This is a genomic window from Rhodococcus sp. BP-261 (genome assembly GCF_019835205.1).
Lineage (GTDB): Bacteria > Actinomycetota > Actinomycetes > Mycobacteriales > Mycobacteriaceae > Rhodococcoides > Rhodococcoides kyotonensis_B.
This window is the reverse complement of the sequence record NZ_JABUCO010000003.1, coordinates 377,365-398,136: the sequence shown is the minus strand read 5'-3', so window position 1 is coordinate 398,136 and position 20,772 is coordinate 377,365. Positions and strand designations below refer to the sequence as shown.

Below are 20,772 nucleotides of genomic sequence, written 5' to 3'. Positions count from 1 at the left end.
CGTCGAGCTGTCGGGGGTCGGCCGTCATTGCCGGGCAGGGGTGCGTGGGCGGTCACGATTCCAGCTCTGGCGTAGGCGGGCTGCGGTCGGATCGTCGAAATATTCGGTGGAGGCGACGAGGGTTCGCCGAAGAGAATCGTCGTCGTGGTGTGCGTTCGGGTTGTTCACGCTGCGTTTGAGCGCTGCGTACAGCACGGGAGCTTTTCGACCGGCAGCGCGTGCCGCAGCGACGGCCGCGTCGAGCAGTCCATCGGGATCGATCAGTTCGTCGACGATGCCCATCCGATGTGCACGCTCGGCACTGAACAGATCGCCTGACAACACCATCTGCCTGGTCGCGCGTACTCCGAGCAGGCGGGAGGCGCGCTGGATGCCTTTGTCCGCTGGAAGCAACCCGTGGTTGATCTCAGGAAACCCGAAACGTGCAGTGTGGGCGGCGAAGATGACGTCGGCGAAGAGTGCAAGCTCCAATCCGCCCCCCACACAGTGCCCGTTCACCGCGGCGACGACGGGGCGCGGGTACGACTCGAGTGCGACGAGCATCGCGTGGAAGTTGCGCATCCGGGAGTCCATGTCACCGCGCTGCGCATAGTCGAGTTCCTTGATGTCGCCTCCTGCGCAGAAGAACCGCTCGCCGCCTCCGGTGAGAACGACCGGAGGCGGGGTCGGCGTGGCTGCGAGATCGGTGAACAATCGACCGATCGCTTCGATGAGTGCGCCATCGAGGGAGTTTGCGGGCGGGCGGTCCAGAATGAGGACGAGAACTCCGTCGTGATCGTCGAGCACGATGCCGTCCGCGTGCTCGATGGCGAGATCAGTCATGGTCAGTTCGCTACGTTATGGGTCGAGGCGACGAGGACGGAATGACTGTTCCCGTGGGCCGAGGGGTAGCGTGCGGGCCGGTTTTCGCGGAAGGCCTGTCGTGCTTCGATGTAGTCGGCGCTGGCGAATCCGATGGTTTCCAGTGCTGCAGACAGTTCCTGCTGGGGCAGTGCGTTGGTCAGCCATCCGGTGTTGAGGGAGCGTTTGGTCCAGCGGATGGCTTGCTGGGAGCCTTGCGCAAGATCGTCGGCAATGGCCAGCGCCCGTTCCAGGACGTCGTCCTTCGGTACCGCCAAGCTCACCAGTCCCATGCGTTCTGCTTCTGCGCCGGTCAAGCTTGCCGAGGTGAGTTGGTAGTACTTGGCTTTGGCCATGCCGACCAGAAGAGGCCAGATGAGGGAGGAGTGGTCTCCGGCTACGACGCCGATGCGGGTGTGTCCATCGCGGAGCAGCGCATCGTCTGCTGCGACGCTGATGTCGGCGAGCAGTGCCATCGACAGGCCCCATCCCACTGCGGGACCGTTGATGGCCGAGATCAGAGGCTTGTCCATGTTCAGCAGGGTCGAGATCCGTCGGCGTTCGTCTTCCATCAGCTCGATTGCGTCGTCGAGAGTAGGGTCTGGCTGACGAACGTCCATTCCCGTACAGAAACCGCGGCCGGCCCCGGTGACGACGGCAACCCGTGTCTGTGGATCTCGGTCGACGTCCACCCAGATGTCGGCCATCGCCTTGAACATCGGCATGGTGAGCGAGTTGAGTCGGTCGGGGCGGTTGATGGTGATGAGCAGAACCCCGTGGGGTTTACGCTCGATCGAAATTTCTTCGGGGTACTTGCTGAAAATATCGTCTGCGGGCAGCGTGGTCATCAGAACTCCTTCTACTTCGATGGTGCGTGTGATCGGGTGTTGTCAGCCGCGGCGAGCGCTTCGACCTCGGCGTAGTGGTCGGGCCGTGCGGCCCGAATGTCGTCGAGCACTTTTTCCGGACTGCGCACGACCGCACGCGGGTTCTTGAAGTGCGGGATCACGTATTTGCCGAACAATTCGATCGACTTCATGAGTTCTCTGTGCGGGAGTCCGTCGATGCGCATTACCAAGGAATCGACACCGAGGTCGGCGAACCGCTGAACCTGCGCGATGCAATCGTCGGGATCGCCGACGATGAAGCCCGACGAATCTTCGAACATGTACCGCTCGTCGTGGAAGTCGAGGTCTTTGACCGCTCCCATGTACTGATAGTCGCTCGACAGCTTCGACAGTCGCTGGTAGGCGTCGGTCGACAGAGCGACCGATTCTGTCAACTTCCGCGCCCAGTGCTGCGCCTCGTCCCGGGTTTCGGCGCAGTGCATCCCGCCACCGACTGCCACCAGCTTTTGTGCCTGTAGCGGGTAGGTGTGCGCCGCGCCTGCGAGCGCCTCGTCGTAGATTCTCAGCATGTTCTCGAGGAACTCGAAGCCGAGATAGAACCCTCCGACGATGGCTCCGACCCCCAGCTCGGCCGCGGCGCGAACCGACTCGGGCGAGCCGGTTGCCATGTGAATCGGGGGGTACGGAGTCTGAATTCCCCTAGGCACCAGGCTTCGTGGAGGGATCTTGTAATGTTCGCCCACGAAAGAGAAGACGTCGTTGTGCAACGCACGACGTATTACCTCGAGACCCTCGAGCTGTTGCGCCTTGTTCTCCGCAGGCGAGACTTCGAACGCTCGCAGAGCGAGTGTGGTGTTACCGCGTCCCACACCCAGTTCCACGCGTCCGTTGGAAAGAATGTCCTCGGTGGCGAGCCTTTCCGCCACACGGAGAGCGTGGTTGATGCGCGTGGGCAGAAGGGTCACCAGGTGGATGAACCGAATGCGGCTCGTACGCGCCATTAGATACGGGTAGATCACCTCGGGTGCCGACGTCGTCGCTGTACCGATGGCAACATGCTGCTCGGAAGTGCCGAAAGCGTCGAAGCCCACCTCCTCTGCCAGCAGAACTTCATCGATGAGTTCTCGGTAGCGGTGCTCGTGCGTGTGGCCCGCGGGCGTCTCGCCCTCACTCATGAAAATGAATCGCATCGTCCTCAACCCTTCCGGTCAGTGATGCAGTGATGTGAATGATGATTAACGTAAGCTCAGTCACCGTCCATGTCAACAGATTCGGCGGATTTTCTCCACAGAACGTTTCAACAGCGAAGACTTGCGCGAAAGCTACACACCTGATGCGAGGCGCGATGCTCGCTTTTCGCATTGCGACATGTATCGAGTTACTGACTGTTAACATTGAAGCCGCCTGCGGCTGTCGATGCGAGATCGCACAGGTGCGGTGGCTTCAGAACCGACGAACGGTGGTTAACGTATGAGCATGACTGACGCACGGGATGCGAGGATGGAACCGGCAGCGCGCCGTACTCGCCGGGAGGCCCTCTTGCGCGTTGCTGCCGACCTGTTTCTACACAACGCTTACGATTCGGTGACCGTGGAAATGGTGTGTGCCCAGGCCGGCATCTCGGGGCCGGGACTGTACCGCCACTTCCAGAACAAGCAGGCATTGCTCATCGCCGTGGTGGAAAACCCTCTCGAATTTCTCCAGAAATATGCGCGTGAGACAGTCGAATCGGTATCAGAACCGCGCGACGCGTTGGAGGCCTTGGTCGATTTTCATATCCGGTCTGTATTGTCCGCTGCGCCGACGACGCTGATCTTTCTCAAGAACGAGCATGCATTTCCTGAAGTGGACCGTCGTCGTATCCGCCGCGCTATGAACCAATACGCCGAGGAGTGGATTTCGATCGTTGCACCGTTGCGTCCGGACTTGTCCGAGCCCGAGGTTCGACTTCTGACGCATTCGGTGTTCTCGATGCTCAATACGCTTCCTACGCTCAACCGAGGGTTGGATCAAGACGCCACTATCGCGACCATGTCGAACGCCGCGCTCCAGGCGTTGACGGCGCCGCGGCCGACTGTTCGAAGCGTTCGAACAGACTCGACCAGCCCATAGCGCAGTGCAACCGCTGACCGATCGACAGGTCGATGAGTCCTCGGCACCTATTTCGAGCGGGCGACGAACGTGCCACGCGTAAACCAAGCAACCGTCGACAGCAGCACGAGTACCACTCCCACGAGAATTGAGATAGCCGTCGAGAGCGCGACGAAGTGTGTCGTGACCCCTACGCTCAATACCGGCAAGCTCAGGCCCAGATAGGACACGAAGAACAGTCCAGCGAGCGCCTCGCTTCGAGCAGCGGGCACTGCCATCGCTGCCACAGTGGCGACCGAGCTCTTGAACAGAATTCCGGCCCCGGCACCCGCGCTGACACCTCCAACGACGAAGACGACAAAGTGCTGGCCCGCACTGCCCGCCATGATGGCCGCCATGCCGGCCATCATGGCGCCCATTCCCGACCGTGCTTTCACATGGGGCGACAGGCGACGCGTCGATGTTCCCGATAGCGCAGCAGCCCCGAACACCAGGAACAGGATCAGACCGCTGAGCATCCGAGACGTTTGGTGCAGGGTTCCCGCAACGAATCCCGTCGCGACAGAGGTGAACAATCCGATCACGGCGAATGACGCAAAGCCGATCGTCGCGGCGGCGATGTAGCGCGGCCGATCACCCTGACCGACACCGATTCGTTGCGGGCGATATGCGATGCGCACGGACGGCGCAACGGTGGTCTCGGGAACGATGACGACCGCAACGGTTACTGCCGCCAGCGCTACCGCAAACACGACGTAAGGTGCCTGCAGGGGCGCGTCGGTCCACTGCGACAGTGCCCCCGCAATCAGCGGGCCGACCCCGAGACCGCCGATATTGGCAAGGGTCGAAACATTGTCGAAGCGGTGGCTCGGCCGATCGGGACGGTGTCGAGCGTGCAGTTCGTACAAATACGCCGTTGCAGTGGCAGTCAGAATCCCGATGCCCAGACCCGTCACGAACCGGGCAATCAGAAGCACAACCAGTGAGCTGCTCGTCATGAACAGGACTGCCGCACCCAACTCCAGTAGCAGTGCCGGAATCAGGATTTTCTTACGCCCCACCAAGTCGGATACGTGGCCGACCAGTAACAGGCTGAACACCACCCCGAGGGCATACACCGCGAAAACGACAGTCACGGTGAATGTCGAAAGCAAGTTGAGCTGTTGATAAATCGGGTAGAGCGGGCTAGGTGCTGTGGAAAATGCCATTGCAGTCAGAAATGCAACCGCCACGATCCAGAATCCGACGCCGTGGCGGCGATTTTCGCAGCGGTGTGCATGCCGCGCAAAATCTGAGCTGTTTCTATGCGAGATCAATGAATGACTCCGATGCGAGATGTGGAAGAAGGTTCGACGAGAGAATTCTCTCCGTCGACACAGTTCGCAGTCCAACATGAAAAGCAGCTCGAAACTATCGCGAACGGAGATTCTTGTTCAATGGAGCTACGTCATCTCGAGTACTTCGTCGCAGTTGCCGACGAACGGAATTTCACTCGCGCCGCCGGCCGACTGCACATCGTGCAGTCGGCCGTCTCGGCAGCGATCAAAGCGCTAGAGCGCGAGCTCGGGGCGACCCTGCTCGATCGCAACTCCAAGCGCGTTCTACTGACCGATGCTGGTGCGGCACTGTTGCCGCGGGCACGGGCGGTGCTCGAGGCTGCTCGGTCTGCGCGGGAGGTCGTCGATGAGGTCAACGGCGGGTTACGCGGTTCTCTGCGTATCGGAATCATCGGATCGATCACTCTGTACGATCTTCCCAAACTACTCGGCCACTACCACCGTCGTTACCCACGCGTGCGGCTGTTGACCAGGGCCGCCCCGTCAGGGACACAGGGTCTTCTCGAAGCAGTCGCGGACGGCAGTCTCGACCTGGCATTCGTGTCCCAACCGGAAGAACGTCCAGCGGGTGTCGTCCTACGCAGTCTCGCGTTCTCGGTGTTGGATCTGGTGATACCGCACGAGTATGTACTCGACGGCAGCAACGGAGCTTCGATCGCTGACCTGGCCGGGCTCGACTTCATCGACGCCCCAGTCGGATACGGCACCAGGACGGTGATCGATCGCGCCTTCGATCACGCGGGGATACAGCGTCGTGTCAGCATCGAGATAACCGATCTCGCCACCGGCGTCGACTACGTCCGCCATGGCCTCGGAGTCGCGCTGTTGCCGCGCTACATCCTCGACGCCGTCATCGACCTACCTGTCGTCCCCGTAGTCGACGCCGATCTGACTCTCGCCCTGTCCGTAGCTACATCGGCTGTGCGGCCTACCACCACGGCGGTCGAAGCGTTGCTGGAACTCGTCGAAGACACAGAACGCGCCACCTAGCCCATGCAAGCACGAACACCCAAAGGCAGGGCAAGCTCGGCGCACGTCGACGACTGCGTGGTCGGGCGACCGAGACGATTCGACAAGCAGTTAAGGATAATTCACGGTATCGTCCACGACACTCTATCGCTGCTCGTCGGTCACGCAACGCGGCCTGTCGATGGCAGCGCGAAATGATGCACTCCACTGTGGATTTGAATCCGACGCTACCGGTACACGACGCGTACTCCAGGTGTTGACAAGATCACACCACCAGATCTATGTTAATTTTGACTCACATTCAAGGAGTTGTCTGGCATGGTCACCATCGCCCTACGTCGCAGCGCAAGTCGCACGCGCTACGTCAAGCTCGGGTCTGGTGTTGCAGAACTGCCGCCCGACGAACAGAACACGGGTGTACCGCAAACGTCGCCTGCTACAGAGCTTTTCGTCCTCGACGTCGTTACTTGACGTGGCAGGCGGCACGCGTCGCGTGCACGAACTCGGGCGATTGCGCGCCACCGAACAGACTCATGGATTATCTCTTCCCACAGCAAACTCTACCGGCGTCCATTCCGACGGCCAGCGCAACGATGCGCGGTCTGCCATCTCCCTCCTCGAAGGAGCGCTCATGCGCTTGAACAGAACTCGCATGTCACACGCACAGGTACGAACCAACGCCACCGCCGTCCTCGCTACGTCGATTGCCTGTGTGGCAGCCTTCAAAGGACTCAACGAGTCGGTAACACCTCCAGCGCTCCCCGTTCTGCAAGAAGAGTTTCAGGCTCCTGCGTCGACCATTGCGTGGGTGCTGACGGGCGTACTGCTGACCGGAACGATCGCTACCCCCATTGTCAGCAGACTCGGGGAGGTTTGGGACAAACGACGGGCACTTCTCGTCGTGCTGACCATCGTGGCGCTCGGCACGTTGACGTCTGCCCTGTCGTCGTCGATCAGCATGCTGATCGCCGGCCAACTCCTGCAAGGTATCGGCCTGAGTACCGTGCCCCTGGCGATCGGCATCATCCGCGACACGCAAACCGAGTCCCGCACCAAATCTGCGAACGGTTTCATGGTTGCAGCAATCTTCGCCAGTACCGCGGCCGGGACGATGATTGCCGGACCGATAGCCGACTACCTTTCTTACCGATGGCTTTTCTGGGTGCCGTTCGTTGCCTTGACGTTGTGCTTCGTAGCCGTGTGGGTCTTCGTACCGCGTTCGCCACGACTACGCAGTGGCGAGCGGCCGAGTCTCGATGTCGTCGGCAGCCTCCTCCTGGCGGCGGGGCTCGCATGTGTGTTGCTCGCCTTGACGTTCGCCCCGCAGTGGGGGTGGCTGTCGCCGAAGTTCGTTCTACTGACCGCCGCTGGGCTACTGGGTCTCCTCCTGTTCATCCGTCGAGAACTCACCGTCGATCAACCCCTCGTCGACATTCGCTTGATGGGAAGCCTCACTGTCGTGGCGGCGTCGGGGATGATGTTCCTCGCCGGGTTCTCGATCAATGCCACCCTGATCAGCGTTCCGTTGCAGATGCAGCTCCCGGACTCGGTGTCTCACGGATTGGGCAGGTCCGCGACGGCCACCTCACTTGTGCTCGTGTCGGCTATGTTGATGGGACTGACCGCCCCCCTGATCTCCTTCCTGGACAGGAAGGTCGGACCACGATTCGCGTCCGCCATCGGACCGATCGCGATCATGTTCGGTGCGGCAATCATGATCGGCCTGGGAGAACGCGGCAGCATCGTCACCATCTTGGCGGCGGCGTTGTTCGTCAATTTCGGGATCAGTGTCTCGATGACTCAGTCGCTGAACCTGGTTGTCAGTGGCGTACCGGCTGAAAAGGTGACCGAATTCAACGGGCTGAACTTCGCCATTCAAGCCGTTGCGGGAACGATCGGCGCCCAGGTATGCGGAGCCGTTCTCACGGGAGGCTCGGGCGACGACGGTGCGACGCTGCCCTGGAGCGCATTTTCGACCTCGTGGGCGGTTCAAGCGGTCATTGCAACTGTCGCGCTACTGCTGGTTTTGGCCGCTCGAACCAGGCCACGAACAAGTCAGGGCCCGGCCCCGGTGCTTCCCCGGGAGGCCGCGCGGGACGCAACGTCGATCACCCCGTCCGAAAACTAATGCACGAGAACGAGTCACGCAGATCAGTGCACGCGTACCGGGGTTTCGGTCAGCCGCAATACCCGCCGACACGACCCCTGCGCCACGGAGGACCGCGGCACGGCGTCACGGGCATCTCGTCGACAGCGCTCGACCCGAAGGAGAATAAGTGAAAGCCCTGCAGTACCGCGTCTTCGGGCACGTTCCGGAAGTGGTGGACATTCCGACACCCGATCCGCAACCGGGACAAATTCGCCTGAAAGTGACAGCAGCTGGCCTTTGTCATTCGGACCACGTTGTCATGAACACACCAGAATCGGCTTTCCGCTTCGGCCGACTACCGCTGACGCTCGGCCACGAAGGAGCAGGCGTCGTCGATGCTTTGGGCGAGGGAGTCGGCGGTGTCGGAATAGGCGATGCGGTGGCCGTCTACGGACCGTGGGGCTGTGGTCTTTGCGTGAAATGTGCTGTGGGAAAGGAGAATTACTGTATCCATGCACGATCTTTGTCCATCCGCCCTCCCGGGCTGGGTTCTCCCGGGGCAATCGCCGAGTACATGATCGTCGGCGACGTTCGCCATCTCGTCCCTCTCCACGACCTCGACCCTGTAGCGAACGTGTCGCTGACCGACGCCGGCCTGACTCCCTATCACGCAATCAAGAAATCGATTCCCAAACTCACCGCCGGAAGCACAGCTCTGGTTATCGGGGTGGGGGGTCTGGGCCACGTCGCCGTCCAGATACTGCGGCAGCTGACCGGCTCGACGGTCATCGCCACCGATCTGACCGAAGCGAAACTCGAACTGGCCCTTCGACACGGGGCACACCACGCCATCCAGAGCGATCACGAAGCGATAGCGACCATCCGTACGCTGGCCGGGCCCGCAGGGGTTCAGTCGGTTTTCGACTTCGTCGGGAGCCAATCAACCGTCACCACAGCCGCAGCGGTAGTAGGCGCCGAAGGCGACGTCTCCATCATCGGCATCGGCGGGGGAAAGTTGCCGGTGGGATTTCAGACCACAGCGTTCGACGTCGATGTCAGATCACCGTATTGGGGAAGCCGAAGCGAACTGATCGAAGTCTTCGCCATGGCCAGACGCGGCCAGCTGCAGGTCGAAGTCGAAACATTCACGCTCGACGAAGCCGCCGAAGCGTATGACAAGCTCGCGCGTGGACAGATCAATGGACGCGCGGTCGTGATCCCACACACCTGAAATTCGATAGACCTAGAGGTCGGCCGCCCAACGTCCGAGCGCATCGATGGCCTCGCGGAGGTCGTGTCCGCGGTCGGTGAGTGCGTAGGCCCGTGTGTTGTGCCGCAGGGGTAGACGGGTGAGGACGCCTGCCGCTTCGAGCTCGCGCAGGCGGGTTGCGAGCATGTTCGTCGGCACTCCGAGGTCACGTTGCAGGTCGCCGTATCGCTGGGGCCCGTCTAGCAGCCGCTCGACGATCAGCAGCGCCCACCGCGCTCCTACGACGTCGAGGGCGGCGGCGAGGTCGCTCATGCAGTCGTGTCGACGTCCGGCTTCATCCAGAACGGCGAGTAGTGGTAGCCGTCAGGGTCGTCGAACTGGCGTTGGTACATGAAGGGATAGTCGTCGGTGTCGCCGATACGCCCGCCCGCAGCGGCGGCACGTTCGACGAGTGCGTCGACTGCCTCGCGACTGTCGAGGTCGAAGGACACCGTGACTTTCGAGGGTGTGGAGGGTCCGCCGATCAGCTCTTCGGTGCCGCCGACGCTCGCGTACATCTCGCGGCTGCCGAGCATGACGTATTGCTCGGGTGCGATCGCGAAGCAGGACACGTTGTGATCGGACATGTCGGCGTTGAGGGTCCAGCCGAGTGCGGTGTAGAACTCGGTCGCGCGTTGGACGTCGTCGACCGGGCAAGTGATGAACAGGCTCATGCAACGTACACTTGCAAAATGCAAGTGCGTAGTCAAGGGCAGCGTTGTGCGCCCAAGCCTTCTCCGCCTCGACCCGTCAGCGAACGACGTCGTACACGACTTTGACGACCCCGTTCGAGTAGGCCTCGGATTCGCGGAGTTCGAGGCGCTGCTCGGGCCGGCTCTGATGGCTGAACAGATTCTTGCCGGCACCGAGAACGACCGGAAATACCAACAAGTTGTAGCGGTCGATCAAGCCGGCGTCGGCGAGGCTGCGAGCAAGTTCGCCGCTGCCATGGACGAAGATTGCTCCACCATCCTGTTCCTTCACCTCGGCGACCTCCTGGGTCGACCGCAGAACGGTGGTGTCACCCCAGCCGTCGATCAGCGCGGAATCCTCGAGTGAGGTGGACACCACGTACTTGGGAAGCTCCTTGTAGGCGGCGTGGTCCTCCGAGTCGACCCAGATCGGAGCGAATGCCTCATAGCTGTTGCGGCCGAACATCAATGCTGTCGTATCGGCGAGTTCCTCGCCCTTGAGGGAGAACGCTTCGGGAACGAACGGCGTGCGGACGACCCAGCCGCCACTGGGGTGGCCTTCCGATTCGCCGCCGGGGGAGTCGACGACTCCGTCGATCGACATGAAGCCGGTCCACACCAATTCACGCGCCATGTGCTGTATCTCCGATTCGGAATTCTGAACGATGCCGCATCCTGGACGGCATCGAAGGGTGGGATTGGAACACCGGTAAACCCTAGCCGGGCCTGGCTCGAAATGTCCGGTACGTGCCGATTGCTTACTCCTCGGGTCGACGCCAGTCATCTCTAGGTGCATTGTCGGACCACAACGGGAGGCGAGAGATGAACGGTGATGTGCGAAAAGATCGAACGTGACCTACGTTCGGCCCGAATGCCGAACAGGTCGATCCGATAGCGAAGCGGGTCGACCGCTCGCAGGTCGTCGGCGTTCGTATGAAGCACGTTTTCGACCTGGCGAAAGCGAATGCGCACCTCGACCTGGAGAGCGTACGCGATCTGCTGCGGTCGAGGTGGTTCGAATCGAGGATGGTCGCCGTGAGCATTCTCGACGCCCGCGCCCGCAGGAAAGCCCCAGGCGATCCCGAGCGAAAGCATCTGTACGAAGACCCCGCTGCACGTCTTGTCCCGATCAGCGAATCTCCGCCGAGCGGCGCACGCAACACCGTCAATCGACCCCAGCCCCGTTGACGTACAACGATTTTCACAGCCTCGGCCGCGGCTGATGCCGGGGCCCCAGTCCTTCCGGGGTGCACGTGGACCGGCCCGCCCGTCCGTCTTCGACGCTGCTCAGGCCGCCCATCTTCAGAGAGCCTGAGTCGTGCGTGCGCAATACCAGAACCCCGCCGATCGTGCACGCTGTGGGAACACTCCGACATGAGGACCCGGACCTTCGGGACTTCGACTTACTCGACACGTTCTACAGCCAAACGCGCCGGTAGAAGGCCGAATTCGAGTCTTGTATTCGGCAGGCTATGGCGGGCGGATTGGCAATCGGGCTGCGAGGCAGATCACAGATGCGTGCCGTTTGTTTTCGGGCGTGAGAACCGACTACTTACTGCAACTTTTGATCACGCTCAACGAGAAGGTGGAAGACATGAGCTTTGTCGACAAGGCCAAGAACGCAGCGGAAGACGCCCTCGGAAAGGCCAAGGAAGTCGTCGGAGACCTCACCGACAACAAGGACCTCGAAGCCGAGGGCAAGGCCGATCAGGGCAAGGCGGGAGTGAAGAAGGTCGGCGAGAACATCAAGGACACGTTCAAGTAGAACTGCCCTGCCGCATTCACTGCCTGGCGTGTTCGGGGCCGCCGACCTGGTCGGCGGCCCCGCTCTCGCAACCATTCACTTCTACCGTGAGGACCGAACATGACTACCGCCGATTCCACTCCCATCGCACCCGCCCGCCCGCGCCGCCGCGGCGGATTCGCAGCCAAGCTGTCGCTGATCGTGGCTCTGGTGTTCACGATCGCCCTGGTGATCTTCGTGCTGCAGAACACCGTGCACGAGAACGTCAATTTCCTCGGCTGGAACTTCGGCCTTCCTCAGGGAGTGTGGCTGTTGGGCGCTGCCGCAGTCGGATCGATCATCACCCTCGCCGCCGCAGCCTCGCTACGTGTGCGCCGGGCGGTGCGTTAGACACGCGAGCCGCGCCCGGAGCAGCTGCTCAGTCCTTCAGGAGCCTCTCGAGATAGTCGAGGTCCTGGCGGAGCATGGCGATCGCTCGCTCCGGGCCCTCGGGCGCCGACGGTTCGCCGTCGTTCTTGGCGACGGTTCGGATGGCCATGTCAGCGAGATGCGTTGCTACCGAACGATCGGCGTCGGGATCGCCGCTTTGATGCCACCAGGCAACCCAGTTCAGCATGCCGATGATGCCCAGGGCCGCGGTGCGAGGGTCGACGGGCCGCATCTCGCCGGTCTTGATGCCACGTTCGATGACGAGGACGAACTCTTTCAACACGTGCCGTCTGCTCTGCTGGTACTTCCGTGAAATCTCTTCTGGCAGGTCGGCTTCCGATCGGATGATCAGTTTGAAGCGATCGGAACTCTGCGCCTGGTTGAGCGCGATCGCGGTGGCCATCTTGCGCAATTTCTCGGTGGGGCCGAGATCCGTTCTTTCGTTGATGTCGTGCAACACCGCGGCAGGTGTCTCGGTGCTTTCGCTGACGAGCCTCGCGAGAAGTGCGTCCTTGTTCGCGACGTAGTGATACAAAGCAGGCCGCGTGAGTCCGGTGGCGTCGGCGATGTCCTGCAGCGTGGTGCTGGCGAAGCCCTTCTCCGCGAACAGCCGCGTCGCCTGGTCGAGTATTTGATTCTCGACCAGCTCGCGACGCGGGTTGCGCGCGGATCCCCGGGATGCGTCCTCGCGTGTCATTGTCGAAGGATAACCGTCGCCAAAGTCACGACTCCACCGACACGAGGTGCGTGCGCGCGCTGACGAGCCCTGCGACAGCGTCGGACGTGCAGGTCGACGGGACGGCGACGACGACGAGAGCATCGCTGCCACGCATCATCCGCTCGGCCACGTCGAGCCGCGTGAGGACAGCCGTCCGGTCGGGCGGACCCGTCAACCACACGGTGGCACACGCGCGAGCCTCGTCGACGAGCGCCGTGGCTTTCTCGTTCCATGCCGATTCGACGTCGACGGACAGCACGGCCGTGGACGGCTCGTCGCGCAAAGACGCTGGGGCGTATCGGGTGTCGAATGTGCCTCGACGGTGTGCGAGTGGACGGTGCAGAACCCAGTCGGAGATTTCCTCGGGTGGCTCGACATGGCCACCGATGTTCGCGTAGCTCGCAATACCGTTCCACGCGACGTCGGGTGCGGATTCGAGAAACCGTTCCAAGCCGACCTTTCCCGCGCGAGTCATGTAGGCAACCATCAGTTGCTCGACGGGCAGGTCCATGCGCTGGGGGAACGACTCCCACCAGTGTTCGCTGCGACGCGCGATTTCCTGGAGGTGCCGCACATCCGGGCGACGAACACGCTCGTACTCGGTGAGTGCGTCGTCGATGGAGTTCGCAGAGGTCAGAGCGGCGTCGAGCGCGATGGCGTCTTCCATGGCCAGCTTGGTGCCCGAGCCGATCGAGTAGTGCGCGGTGTGGGCGGCGTCGCCGAGAAGGACGACGTTTCCGACGGACCAGCTGCGGCAGGAGACGGTCCGAAATCGCATCCACCGTGTTCGGTTGCCGATAAGGCTGTGTCCCTGCAGCGTCTCGCGGAACGCGGCTTCGAGGTACCGTAACGACGCCTCGTCGCTGTCGCCGGGCTCGACGGAATCCGCGGCGTCGAATCCTGCTCGACGCCAGGTTTCTTCATCCGTTTCGACGAGGAACGTGCTGCGATCGGACGCATACGGATAAGCGTGTGCGACGAACGTCCCGTGCTCGGTCGTGACCGGGACGAAGATCGCGCTCGGCAGCGCGAAATCCGTTCCACACCACAGATAGAGCCCGGAACCGGTGGAGATGTCGGCTCCGAAAGCGGGCTCGCCGGAGCGCGTCGCACTGTTGATTCCGTCGGCCGCAATGACGAGGTCGACGTCGAGCTCCTGGGCATGGCGGCGTTCGCCGAACTCCAGACGTACCCCGGCGTCCCTCGCTTGGTCCTGCAGTACGGCCAGTAGGGTCGTGCGTGCAATCGCGAGGAGATCCCCGTGTGCAAGGCGCGCCGTCCGGTCTCCCACCTGCAACGACATCTCGTGCGAATAGGCCTCGGCGACAATGGCATCGAGCGATGCCGCGTCGGCTGCGCGAAGGTTGCGCTGAGTTCGCGATGCGAGACCGACGCCGAACCCGAACGTCGAGTCCGGCGCGCTCTGTTCGTAGACGGTGACCTCTGCGTCGGGGTTGGACAGTTTGAGCAGTCGTGCTGCGTAGAGGCCGCCTGGCCCCCCGCCGATGACTGCGACGCGGTCGAGTTTCATGGATACTCCAGTGTTCGAACGTGATACCCGGTCTACGAGGTGGACCCGGGCGTGGTTTCGGTCTGCACCTTCGCAGCGATGTCCATCCGAAGCCGTTTCTTGTCGATCTTGTTCACGTTGGTTCGGGGCAACGAGTCGAGCCATTCGAGGCGCTCGGGCCACTTGAACTTGGCGACGCCGAGCTGGGTCAGATGGTCCTGGACCTCGGTGAGCGTCAACTCCTGTTCTGCCGCAACGAGATATGCGCACGTCTTCTCGCCGAGACGCGGATCGGGCATCGCGACGACGGCCACACCCACGATGCCGGGGTGTCGAAGCAGGAGAACTTCGAGTTCTTCGGCGTTGATCTTCTCTCCGCCGCGGTTGATCAGGTCCTTGATGCGGCCTTCGATCGTGACGAACCGCTGGCCGTCGATCACGGTGACCGATGCGAGGTCGCCGGTGCGGTAGAACCCGTCGGAGGTGAATGCCGTCCGATTGTGTTCTGGCGCTGCGAAATAACCGGCGATGGTGTACGGACCCCTGCAGCTCAGTTCGCCGACCTCCCCGTCCGCGAGTTCGGTCTCGGTGCCCGGGTCGAGAATGCGCACTTCGTCGTCCGGTGAGACCGGTGTGCCGACGGTTGCGATGCGGGCCTCACGTGGTGCGTCGACCGGCGTGACCGTGAACAAGCCCTCCGACATTCCGAAAAGCTGCCCGGCCCAGTGGCTTTCCCCGTCGTCGACGCGGTCCATCAACGCATTCGACACCTTGGCCCCGGACAGGATGACATGTTTCAGTGCGCCTCGCACCCTGTCGAAGTCCGGATCGAGCACGGTCTGGTAGTGACCGTGGCCGATCAAGACTTCGGTGGCCCGTGCGGACTCCATGAGGTCGAGTGCGGGTCCGGGGTCGGCCGTTGCCAGAACGAGGCATGCTCCGACGGCGTGCGATGCATGCAGCCCGCACGAGATACCGGCGTTGTGCACGATCGGAATCAGGTGCGCGACCCGGCTGTCCATCGTCCATTCGAGTCGTTGCGCATAGAGCAGTGCGTTGTTCCAGTACTCGGCGTGAATGCGCGGAATCACCTTGGGGACACCCGTCGTTCCGCCGGAGAGCTGAAAGGCGACGACGTCCTGGGGGTCGGTGTCCGCTTCGATCGCTTCGACCGCCGCCCTGGCGTCACCCGGGTCGATTCCGTGTCCGAGATCTTCGAGACGCATTTCATCGCCACTGTTGCTTCCCACCGTGATGACGCGTCGCACGGTCTCGCTGCCCGACGCGTGCTCACGGGCGAACTGCACCAGGTCGAACGACGGCAATTCTGCCTCGACGATGTGCAGTGCAGCGCCGACGGTCTTGCTGACGTGGCCGATCTCGTGCATCCGATGCGCGGCCAGCGTGGCAACCGGCACCAGGCCGGCTTTGATGCACCCGTACCAGGCGAGGACGGTCTCGAGGCGGTTGGTGATCTGGAAGAGCACAGGTTCGAGTCGCGTGAATCCCAACTGCATCAGACCTGCGGCGATCGCGTCGGTGCGACGGTCCAGTTCGGCGTAGGTGAGCGAGCCTTGGGCCGTGACGAGAGCCTGCCTGTCGGGGTACCGCAGTGCAACCTCGTGGAACCGCCTGCCCGTAGGGAGGTCACTCCACGAACCGCTGTCGCGGTAGCGGCGTGCGCGCTCTTCCGGATAGGGCACCAAGTGCCCACCCCAGTCGAAGTACGTCTGACTCGCTGCCATCGTCATCTTTCTGCCACCGCGGGAAGAAGCCGGGACATCTCGAGCGAGTGATCGGGATGGTCGGCAGGAACGATGCCGGAGTAGATGGCGGTCCAGCATCCCGGGCAGCAGAGCTGACGGAACACGATCGGAGTGTCGACGTACTCGGAGGCGTCGGACGTCACCTGCGGCCCTGCCTCCGAGGACGGTCCTTCGTAGCGAGCCAACTCCAGTGTGCCGTCGTTCTTCTCGTCGCCGAGGAGGCGTCCGCAATGGGCACACGCGACGACGCGGACGTCGGCGACGGTGATCTCGGCGAGATTGTCGTCGAGACGGCGCGCGAGCGTCAGATCCATCGTGGGGGCGTCGCCGTGCGTCGTGGAACGGGCTCGACGCTGCGCGAACATCTCCCGGCGCCGATCGGCCGTGGCCGATTCGTCCACGGCACCGGCGTCGACGACGACACCGTAGACGGCCGACGCGCCCTCTTCGGTGACCTTGCCTTCGCGGAGGTCGACGACCACCGCAGCCGGATCGCGACGCAGCGGGTCGCCGTATCCGCCGCCGCCCTGCCAGTGCATGTACAGGACTTCGCCTGGCGCAACGTAGCTTTCGGCATAGCAGGGGCCGAATTCCTGGCCTCCCGCGACTTCGTCGAGAGTCGACGGAATCCTGCCTGCCGCGAATTGCTCGTTGATGTCGGTGCCGCGCGCCAGGATCTCGAGACCGGTGTTGCCTGGGTAGCCGCCTGCGAGACCGTTGTTCTGTGCCACGGCCTTGCCTGCGGAGGCCAGGACGAGACCCATGGGGAGCGACGTTCCGTAGGGTGTCACCGCGAGCGACGCGCTGACACCGCCTCGGTGGCGTCCCGGGCCGCCGGAGTCGGGCTCTTCGCGACGCCACAGCGTCAGCAGCGGGTACAGGAACTCGGTCATTTCGGTGTCGGGGATGCGGCCCATCGGGATGCAGAAGAGGCCACCGGTATCCATGCCGTCGGCTGTAGGTTGCGCCCCGTACCCGCCCGCCATGGGCTCCATCATGATGTTCAGGAACGGGACCGGTTGTTCGGCTCGTTCGTCCAGGCCGGCGATCACAGCGGTGTCCCATGTGCCGCAGCATGCGGCCTGCACGCTCTTGCCCAGGTCGACGGACCTGTCGAGCATCTGTGACAGGCATTCGGCGATGAGGTTGCCGGTCAACCAGGCTGGTCCGATGGGGCCTCGGCTGACGGCAGCGGGGAAGCTCGCGTTGTTGATCGTGCCTTCCTCGGACACCAAGTCGAAGCAACGCATCAGCCCGCCTGCCGACCACGGGATGTCACCGGCCAGGATCGGGAGCAGGGCGAGCATGACGCCGCCGCGCATACCTGCGTAGGTGCAGTTGATGACGCCGGTCTGCTGGTCCGTCCCGGTGAAGTCGAACGTCAGGTGATCGGCGGTCTTGGTCATCGCGACGGTGATCTTGTGGACGTCGCGATCACCCACGCTCGACTGGTCCTGGTAGCCGGTCGCCTTCCACGTTCCGTCGGGAAGCGTTGAAAGCTTGTTGCGGAGGCGCGATTCGGCGTCGGTCATCATGCGCTTCATGACGGCTTTGACGGTATCGGCGCCGTACTGTTCGATGACGGCGAGCATACGGTTGCGTCCGACGGTGTTGGCGCCGATCTTCGCCCGCAGATCGAGGCCGACGAGCATGGGCACTCGTGACCGCCTGACCCACAGGTCGGCGATGTCACGCTGAAGTTCGTGTCCGCGAACCACTTTGACAGGTGGGGTCGGAAGTGATTCGGAGAAGACGTCTTTCGCCGACGGGTCGAACGATCCGAGGCCGGAGCCACCGAGGTCGGGCTCGTGGCAGATCGCGCTCGTCCACGCGAACAGCTTGCCGTCGTGGAAGATCGGCTGGTAGACGATGACGTCGCTCTGATGCAGTCCACCACCGACCCACGGGTCGTTGCAGAGGAACATGTCGCCCTCTTCGATGCCGGGATTGGTGGCTCGGTTCTGCAGCGTCCAATAGATCGCCAAGTCCACGGCCCCGACGAGCATCGTGTTGTACAGACCGACCTGCACCTCTTGTCCCACTTCGTCGCTGATGGCGAAGTCGAAGTCGTTCGCATCGGTGACGATGGGGGAGCCGGACATACGCTTGAGTGCCTCGCCCATCTCGTCCGTCACCGACCACAACCTGTGTCGCACGACCTCGTACGTCAGGGGATCGAGATCGTCGATCTGCTCCTGGGTGACGGTATGGATCGGCAGGCTCGGCGGAAGGGAACGGGACAAAGCATCGGGGTCGACGGGTCGACTCGAGAACACTTCCGAGCCGGGAATCGCTGATGTCATGGGAATGCTCCTGGGTGCTTACTGGGCGACGATGTTCAGGTTGCCGAGGCGATCGACGGTGCCTGTGGTGCCGTGCGGAACGACGACAGTCGTGGTGGGGACCTCGACGATCGCGGGACCGGTGATGACATGGCCTGCGGCGAGCTTGCTGTAGTCGTAGATGTCGGTGTCCACGTAGCCGATTCGACCGTCGAGGCACACCTGCCGTGATCCGATGCGTGCGTCGGCCGAGTCGGCCGAGTCGGCGGATTTCAGCTCCGGGAGTGTCGGGGAGAAGGGGAGGACGCCGGTGGCGCGTACGCGATAGGTGATGGCTTGAATTCCTGCCTCGCGGAATCCGCTGTCCTTGCCGTACAGGTCCGCGTACCGCATCTCGAACAGGTCCGACGCATGAGCGATGCTCGCGGCGTCGAGATTGCCTGCGGGTATCGACGTCGCGACCTCGGCGAGCTGCATCGTGTACCGCATGTCGATCTCGCGCTCGATCTCGATGTCGGCGAACTTCAGGCCTTGTCGACCGAGCGCTTCGCGGACTCGTTGCTCGAGGCCGTCGAAATTCTGTTCTGCACGGGCGGGATCGAGTGGCATGGCTGCGGGATCGGACAACTCGGCTGCCAGAACGATGTTCGACGACGCCAGGCCGTAGGCCGAGAAGGCCGACGCGACCTGTCCGAGCGGCACGATCACTTCCTTGACTCCGACCTCGGCTGCGTATCCGGCGCAGTGCGCTGGTCCTGCACCACCGAAGGCGTAGAGAACGAAATCTCGTGGGTCGTGGCCCGCTTCGACGACGGTCTTGCGGAGGAGGTCGCCCGTTTGAGCGTTCTGAACGGCGTAGATCGCGGCGGCGGCCTCCTCGACAGTCAGTCCGAGCGGTTCGGCAATGCGACGCCGGATGGCCTCGCGTGCCTTTTCCTTGTCGAGAGCCTTTCGGCCACCGAGCAATCCGCGTTCGGGAAGAATCCCGAGGACGAGGTTCGCGTCGGCGTTGGTGGGTTCGGTTCCGCCCTGGCCGTAACACGCGGGGCCCGGTACTGCCTGTGCGCTGTGTGGTCCGATCTGGAGGTTGCCGCCTGCGTCGACCCACGCGATCGCGCCGCCGCCCGATCCGATGGCGTGCACCTCGAGGGTGGGCACGTTGATCGGGTGGTGGTTGATGATGGTGCTGGACGCTCGTACCGGCTCTCCGTCGACGACGAGTCCCACGAGGAATGTGGTACCGCCGACGTCGGTGGCGATGATGTTCTCGTGCCCGAGTTGCTTGCCGAGCGAGACCGCCCCGACGACACCACCGGTGAGGACGGAACCGACGGTACTGATGGCATTGTTCGGTGCTTCGGAGGCAGCGACGGCGCCGCCGTTGCTCTGCATGACCAACAGAGGACCGGCCAGATCGAGCGCGCGCAGCTTCTCTTCGAGTGAACCGAGGTAGTCGCGAAGCCCCGGACCGATCTGGGTGCTCATGATCGTGGTCGCGTTGCGGGCGAACTCGCGAATGCGAGGACTTACTTCGGACGAGAGCGAAACGAACATGGTCGGATCGATCTCGTGCACGAGTTCACGAATTCGCTGTTCGTGCACCGGGTTTCGGAACGACCACAGCAACGATACGGCGATGCCCGACACGCCGTCGTCCACGAGCCGGCGGATCGAATCACGCGCGGAGTCCTCGTCGAGGGCGACGACGATGTTGCCGTCGCGGTCGAGGCGTTCGGTGACCTCGAGGGCATGTTTCTTGGGCACGAGGCCGTGAGACTTGCTCTGGCCGAGCACGTTCTGCAGTTGCTCCGGTGACCGGCCGAGGTACCGGCCCTCGACGTTCATGATGTAGATCGAGTCTCGGTGCCCCTTGGTGGTCAGAAAGCCGACCGGGGGAACGTTGCCCATGACCAGCGCATTGAGCGACGACGTGGTGCCGTGTGCGATGTGGTGGGTGTTCGCGAGCATCTCGGCAACCGGTAGGCCGAGCTGAGCGGCCAGAACTTCCAGCACGTCGATGACGCCCTGGGAGTAGTCGGGCGGGGTCGAGGGTGCCTTGGCTGCGACGACGGTACCGGATCCGTCGTCGAGTACTGCGTCTGTGAACGTGCCGCCGACGTCCACTCCGATCACGTAGGTCATGTCGGTGTGCTCCTTAGGTCCGAGTCGAAGACGCCCGAGAGGTGTGAGTGCGTGCTCCAACACCGC

Annotated in this window: 19 protein-coding genes; 7 read left to right on the top strand and 12 right to left on the bottom strand. The window is 62.8% G+C overall.

All coding sequences use genetic code 11. From position 1 onward, the window contains the following. Positions 1–24: 24 nt before the first annotated feature. From HQ354_RS05710 to HQ354_RS05700, 3 genes are read right to left on the bottom strand one after another with little or no spacing between them, the layout of a single operon-like run. Positions 25–822: an enoyl-CoA hydratase/isomerase family protein gene (locus tag HQ354_RS05710; protein ID WP_068431880.1), complete on the bottom strand. Its 798-nt coding sequence runs from the start codon at positions 820–822 to the stop codon at positions 25–27. Between the two features lie 2 nt (positions 823–824). After that, a complete protein-coding gene (locus HQ354_RS05705; protein ID WP_167674730.1) occupies positions 825–1,688 on the bottom strand; it encodes an enoyl-CoA hydratase/isomerase family protein in 864 nt (287 codons plus the stop codon). Between the two features lie 11 nt (positions 1,689–1,699). Continuing rightward, positions 1,700–2,878, bottom strand: coding sequence for an LLM class flavin-dependent oxidoreductase (locus HQ354_RS05700; RefSeq protein WP_068431878.1), 1,179 nt, complete (start codon positions 2,876–2,878; stop codon positions 1,700–1,702). A 286-nt stretch (positions 2,879–3,164) separates the two neighbouring features. Here HQ354_RS05700 and HQ354_RS05695 point away from each other — a divergent pair, with 286 nt between their 5' ends. Further along, positions 3,165–3,800, top strand: a complete 636-nt coding sequence (locus HQ354_RS05695; protein WP_206030356.1) for a TetR/AcrR family transcriptional regulator — start codon at positions 3,165–3,167, stop codon at positions 3,798–3,800. Between the two features lie 47 nt (positions 3,801–3,847). Here HQ354_RS05695 and HQ354_RS05690 read toward each other — a convergent pair whose 3' ends face one another. Continuing rightward, on the bottom strand, positions 3,848–5,095 hold the full coding sequence (locus tag HQ354_RS05690; RefSeq protein ID WP_222634313.1) for an MFS transporter: 1,248 nt from the start codon (positions 5,093–5,095) through the stop codon (positions 3,848–3,850). 120 nt (positions 5,096–5,215) lie between these two features. On the opposite strand from HQ354_RS05690, the gene HQ354_RS05685 reads away from it, so the two are divergent. From HQ354_RS05685 to HQ354_RS05675, 3 genes are all read left to right on the top strand, one after another. Then, a complete protein-coding gene (locus tag HQ354_RS05685) occupies positions 5,216–6,106 on the top strand; it encodes a LysR family transcriptional regulator (protein WP_068431875.1) in 891 nt (296 codons plus the stop codon). A 610-nt stretch (positions 6,107–6,716) separates the two neighbouring features. Further along, a complete protein-coding gene (locus tag HQ354_RS05680; protein WP_068431872.1) occupies positions 6,717–8,213 on the top strand; it encodes an MFS transporter in 1,497 nt (498 codons plus the stop codon). A gap of 148 nt (positions 8,214–8,361) precedes the next feature. Beyond that, entirely contained in the window at positions 8,362–9,405 is a 1,044-nt protein-coding gene (locus HQ354_RS05675) for an NAD(P)-dependent alcohol dehydrogenase (protein ID WP_068431869.1), read from the top strand. Positions 9,406–9,417: 12 nt separating this feature from the next. Here HQ354_RS05675 and HQ354_RS05670 read toward each other — a convergent pair whose 3' ends face one another. The 3 genes from HQ354_RS05670 to HQ354_RS05660 form a co-directional block, all read right to left on the bottom strand. Continuing rightward, positions 9,418–9,696, bottom strand: coding sequence for a helix-turn-helix domain-containing protein (locus tag HQ354_RS05670; protein ID WP_068431866.1), 279 nt, complete (start codon positions 9,694–9,696; stop codon positions 9,418–9,420). Continuing rightward, complete coding sequence (locus HQ354_RS05665) at positions 9,693–10,097, bottom strand: VOC family protein (RefSeq protein ID WP_114329879.1); 405 nt, start codon at positions 10,095–10,097, stop codon at positions 9,693–9,695. The genes HQ354_RS05670 and HQ354_RS05665 overlap by 4 nt, the downstream gene beginning before the upstream one ends. Positions 10,098–10,173: 76 nt before the next feature. Then, entirely contained in the window at positions 10,174–10,749 is a 576-nt protein-coding gene (locus HQ354_RS05660; protein ID WP_222634312.1) for a dihydrofolate reductase family protein, read from the bottom strand. A 299-nt stretch (positions 10,750–11,048) separates the two neighbouring features. Here HQ354_RS05660 and HQ354_RS05655 point away from each other — a divergent pair, with 299 nt between their 5' ends. The 3 genes from HQ354_RS05655 (at position 11,049) to HQ354_RS05645 (ending at position 12,249) form a co-directional block, all read left to right on the top strand. Then, the gene (locus tag HQ354_RS05655; protein WP_222634311.1) at positions 11,049–11,303 is read left to right on the top strand and encodes a hypothetical protein; all 255 of its coding nucleotides are present in this window, start codon (positions 11,049–11,051) and stop codon (positions 11,301–11,303) included. Between the two features lie 406 nt (positions 11,304–11,709). After that, positions 11,710–11,880 carry a CsbD family protein gene (locus HQ354_RS05650; RefSeq protein ID WP_222634310.1) on the top strand — a complete coding sequence of 57 codons (171 nt, stop codon included), beginning with the start codon at positions 11,710–11,712 and terminating at the stop codon, positions 11,878–11,880. A 99-nt stretch (positions 11,881–11,979) separates the two neighbouring features. Further along, positions 11,980–12,249 carry a lipopolysaccharide assembly LapA domain-containing protein gene (locus tag HQ354_RS05645; protein ID WP_114329878.1) on the top strand — a complete coding sequence of 90 codons (270 nt, stop codon included), beginning with the start codon at positions 11,980–11,982 and terminating at the stop codon, positions 12,247–12,249. A gap of 28 nt (positions 12,250–12,277) precedes the next feature. Here the strand turns inward: HQ354_RS05645 and HQ354_RS05640 are convergent, their stop codons facing one another. From HQ354_RS05640 to HQ354_RS05620, 5 genes are read right to left on the bottom strand one after another with little or no spacing between them, the layout of a single operon-like run. Then, on the bottom strand, positions 12,278–12,985 hold the full coding sequence (locus HQ354_RS05640) for a TetR/AcrR family transcriptional regulator (RefSeq protein ID WP_206030354.1): 708 nt from the start codon (positions 12,983–12,985) through the stop codon (positions 12,278–12,280). 25 nt (positions 12,986–13,010) lie between these two features. Then, positions 13,011–14,537, bottom strand: coding sequence for an FAD-dependent monooxygenase (locus tag HQ354_RS05635; protein WP_222634309.1), 1,527 nt, complete (start codon positions 14,535–14,537; stop codon positions 13,011–13,013). Between the two features lie 32 nt (positions 14,538–14,569). Continuing rightward, the gene (locus tag HQ354_RS05630) at positions 14,570–16,267 is read right to left on the bottom strand and encodes a (2,3-dihydroxybenzoyl)adenylate synthase (RefSeq protein ID WP_261780793.1); all 1,698 of its coding nucleotides are present in this window, start codon (positions 16,265–16,267) and stop codon (positions 14,570–14,572) included. Then, the gene (locus HQ354_RS05625) at positions 16,264–18,585 is read right to left on the bottom strand and encodes a hydantoinase B/oxoprolinase family protein (RefSeq protein ID WP_222634308.1); all 2,322 of its coding nucleotides are present in this window, start codon (positions 18,583–18,585) and stop codon (positions 16,264–16,266) included. The genes HQ354_RS05630 and HQ354_RS05625 overlap by 4 nt, the downstream gene beginning before the upstream one ends. Positions 18,586–18,603: 18 nt before the next feature. Further along, positions 18,604–20,706, bottom strand: a complete 2,103-nt coding sequence (locus HQ354_RS05620; protein ID WP_222634307.1) for a hydantoinase/oxoprolinase family protein — start codon at positions 20,704–20,706, stop codon at positions 18,604–18,606. Between the last annotated feature and the right edge of the window lie 66 nt (positions 20,707–20,772).

Coding starts and splice junctions, on each gene's coding strand:
- HQ354_RS05710 (WP_068431880.1), bottom strand. CDS start 822: ATGACTGATCTCGCCATCGAGCACGCGGACGGCATCGTGCTCGACGAT.
- HQ354_RS05705 (WP_167674730.1), bottom strand. CDS start 1,688: ATGACCACGCTGCCCGCAGACGATATTTTCAGCAAGTACCCCGAAGAA.
- HQ354_RS05700 (WP_068431878.1), bottom strand. CDS start 2,878: ATGCGATTCATTTTCATGAGTGAGGGCGAGACGCCCGCGGGCCACACG.
- HQ354_RS05695 (WP_206030356.1), top strand. CDS start 3,165: ATGACTGACGCACGGGATGCGAGGATGGAACCGGCAGCGCGCCGTACT.
- HQ354_RS05685 (WP_068431875.1), top strand. CDS start 5,216: ATGGAGCTACGTCATCTCGAGTACTTCGTCGCAGTTGCCGACGAACGG.
- HQ354_RS05680 (WP_068431872.1), top strand. CDS start 6,717: ATGCGCTTGAACAGAACTCGCATGTCACACGCACAGGTACGAACCAAC.
- HQ354_RS05670 (WP_068431866.1), bottom strand. CDS start 9,696: ATGAGCGACCTCGCCGCCGCCCTCGACGTCGTAGGAGCGCGGTGGGCG.
- HQ354_RS05665 (WP_114329879.1), bottom strand. CDS start 10,097: ATGAGCCTGTTCATCACTTGCCCGGTCGACGACGTCCAACGCGCGACC.
- HQ354_RS05660 (WP_222634312.1), bottom strand. CDS start 10,749: ATGGCGCGTGAATTGGTGTGGACCGGCTTCATGTCGATCGACGGAGTC.
- HQ354_RS05655 (WP_222634311.1), top strand. CDS start 11,049: ATGAAGCACGTTTTCGACCTGGCGAAAGCGAATGCGCACCTCGACCTG.
- HQ354_RS05650 (WP_222634310.1), top strand. CDS start 11,710: ATGAGCTTTGTCGACAAGGCCAAGAACGCAGCGGAAGACGCCCTCGGA.
- HQ354_RS05645 (WP_114329878.1), top strand. CDS start 11,980: ATGACTACCGCCGATTCCACTCCCATCGCACCCGCCCGCCCGCGCCGC.
- HQ354_RS05640 (WP_206030354.1), bottom strand. CDS start 12,985: ATGACACGCGAGGACGCATCCCGGGGATCCGCGCGCAACCCGCGTCGC.
- HQ354_RS05635 (WP_222634309.1), bottom strand. CDS start 14,537: ATGAAACTCGACCGCGTCGCAGTCATCGGCGGGGGGCCAGGCGGCCTC.
- HQ354_RS05630 (WP_261780793.1), bottom strand. CDS start 16,267: ATGACGATGGCAGCGAGTCAGACGTACTTCGACTGGGGTGGGCACTTG.
- HQ354_RS05625 (WP_222634308.1), bottom strand. CDS start 18,585: ATGACATCAGCGATTCCCGGCTCGGAAGTGTTCTCGAGTCGACCCGTC.
- HQ354_RS05620 (WP_222634307.1), bottom strand. CDS start 20,706: ATGACCTACGTGATCGGAGTGGACGTCGGCGGCACGTTCACAGACGCA.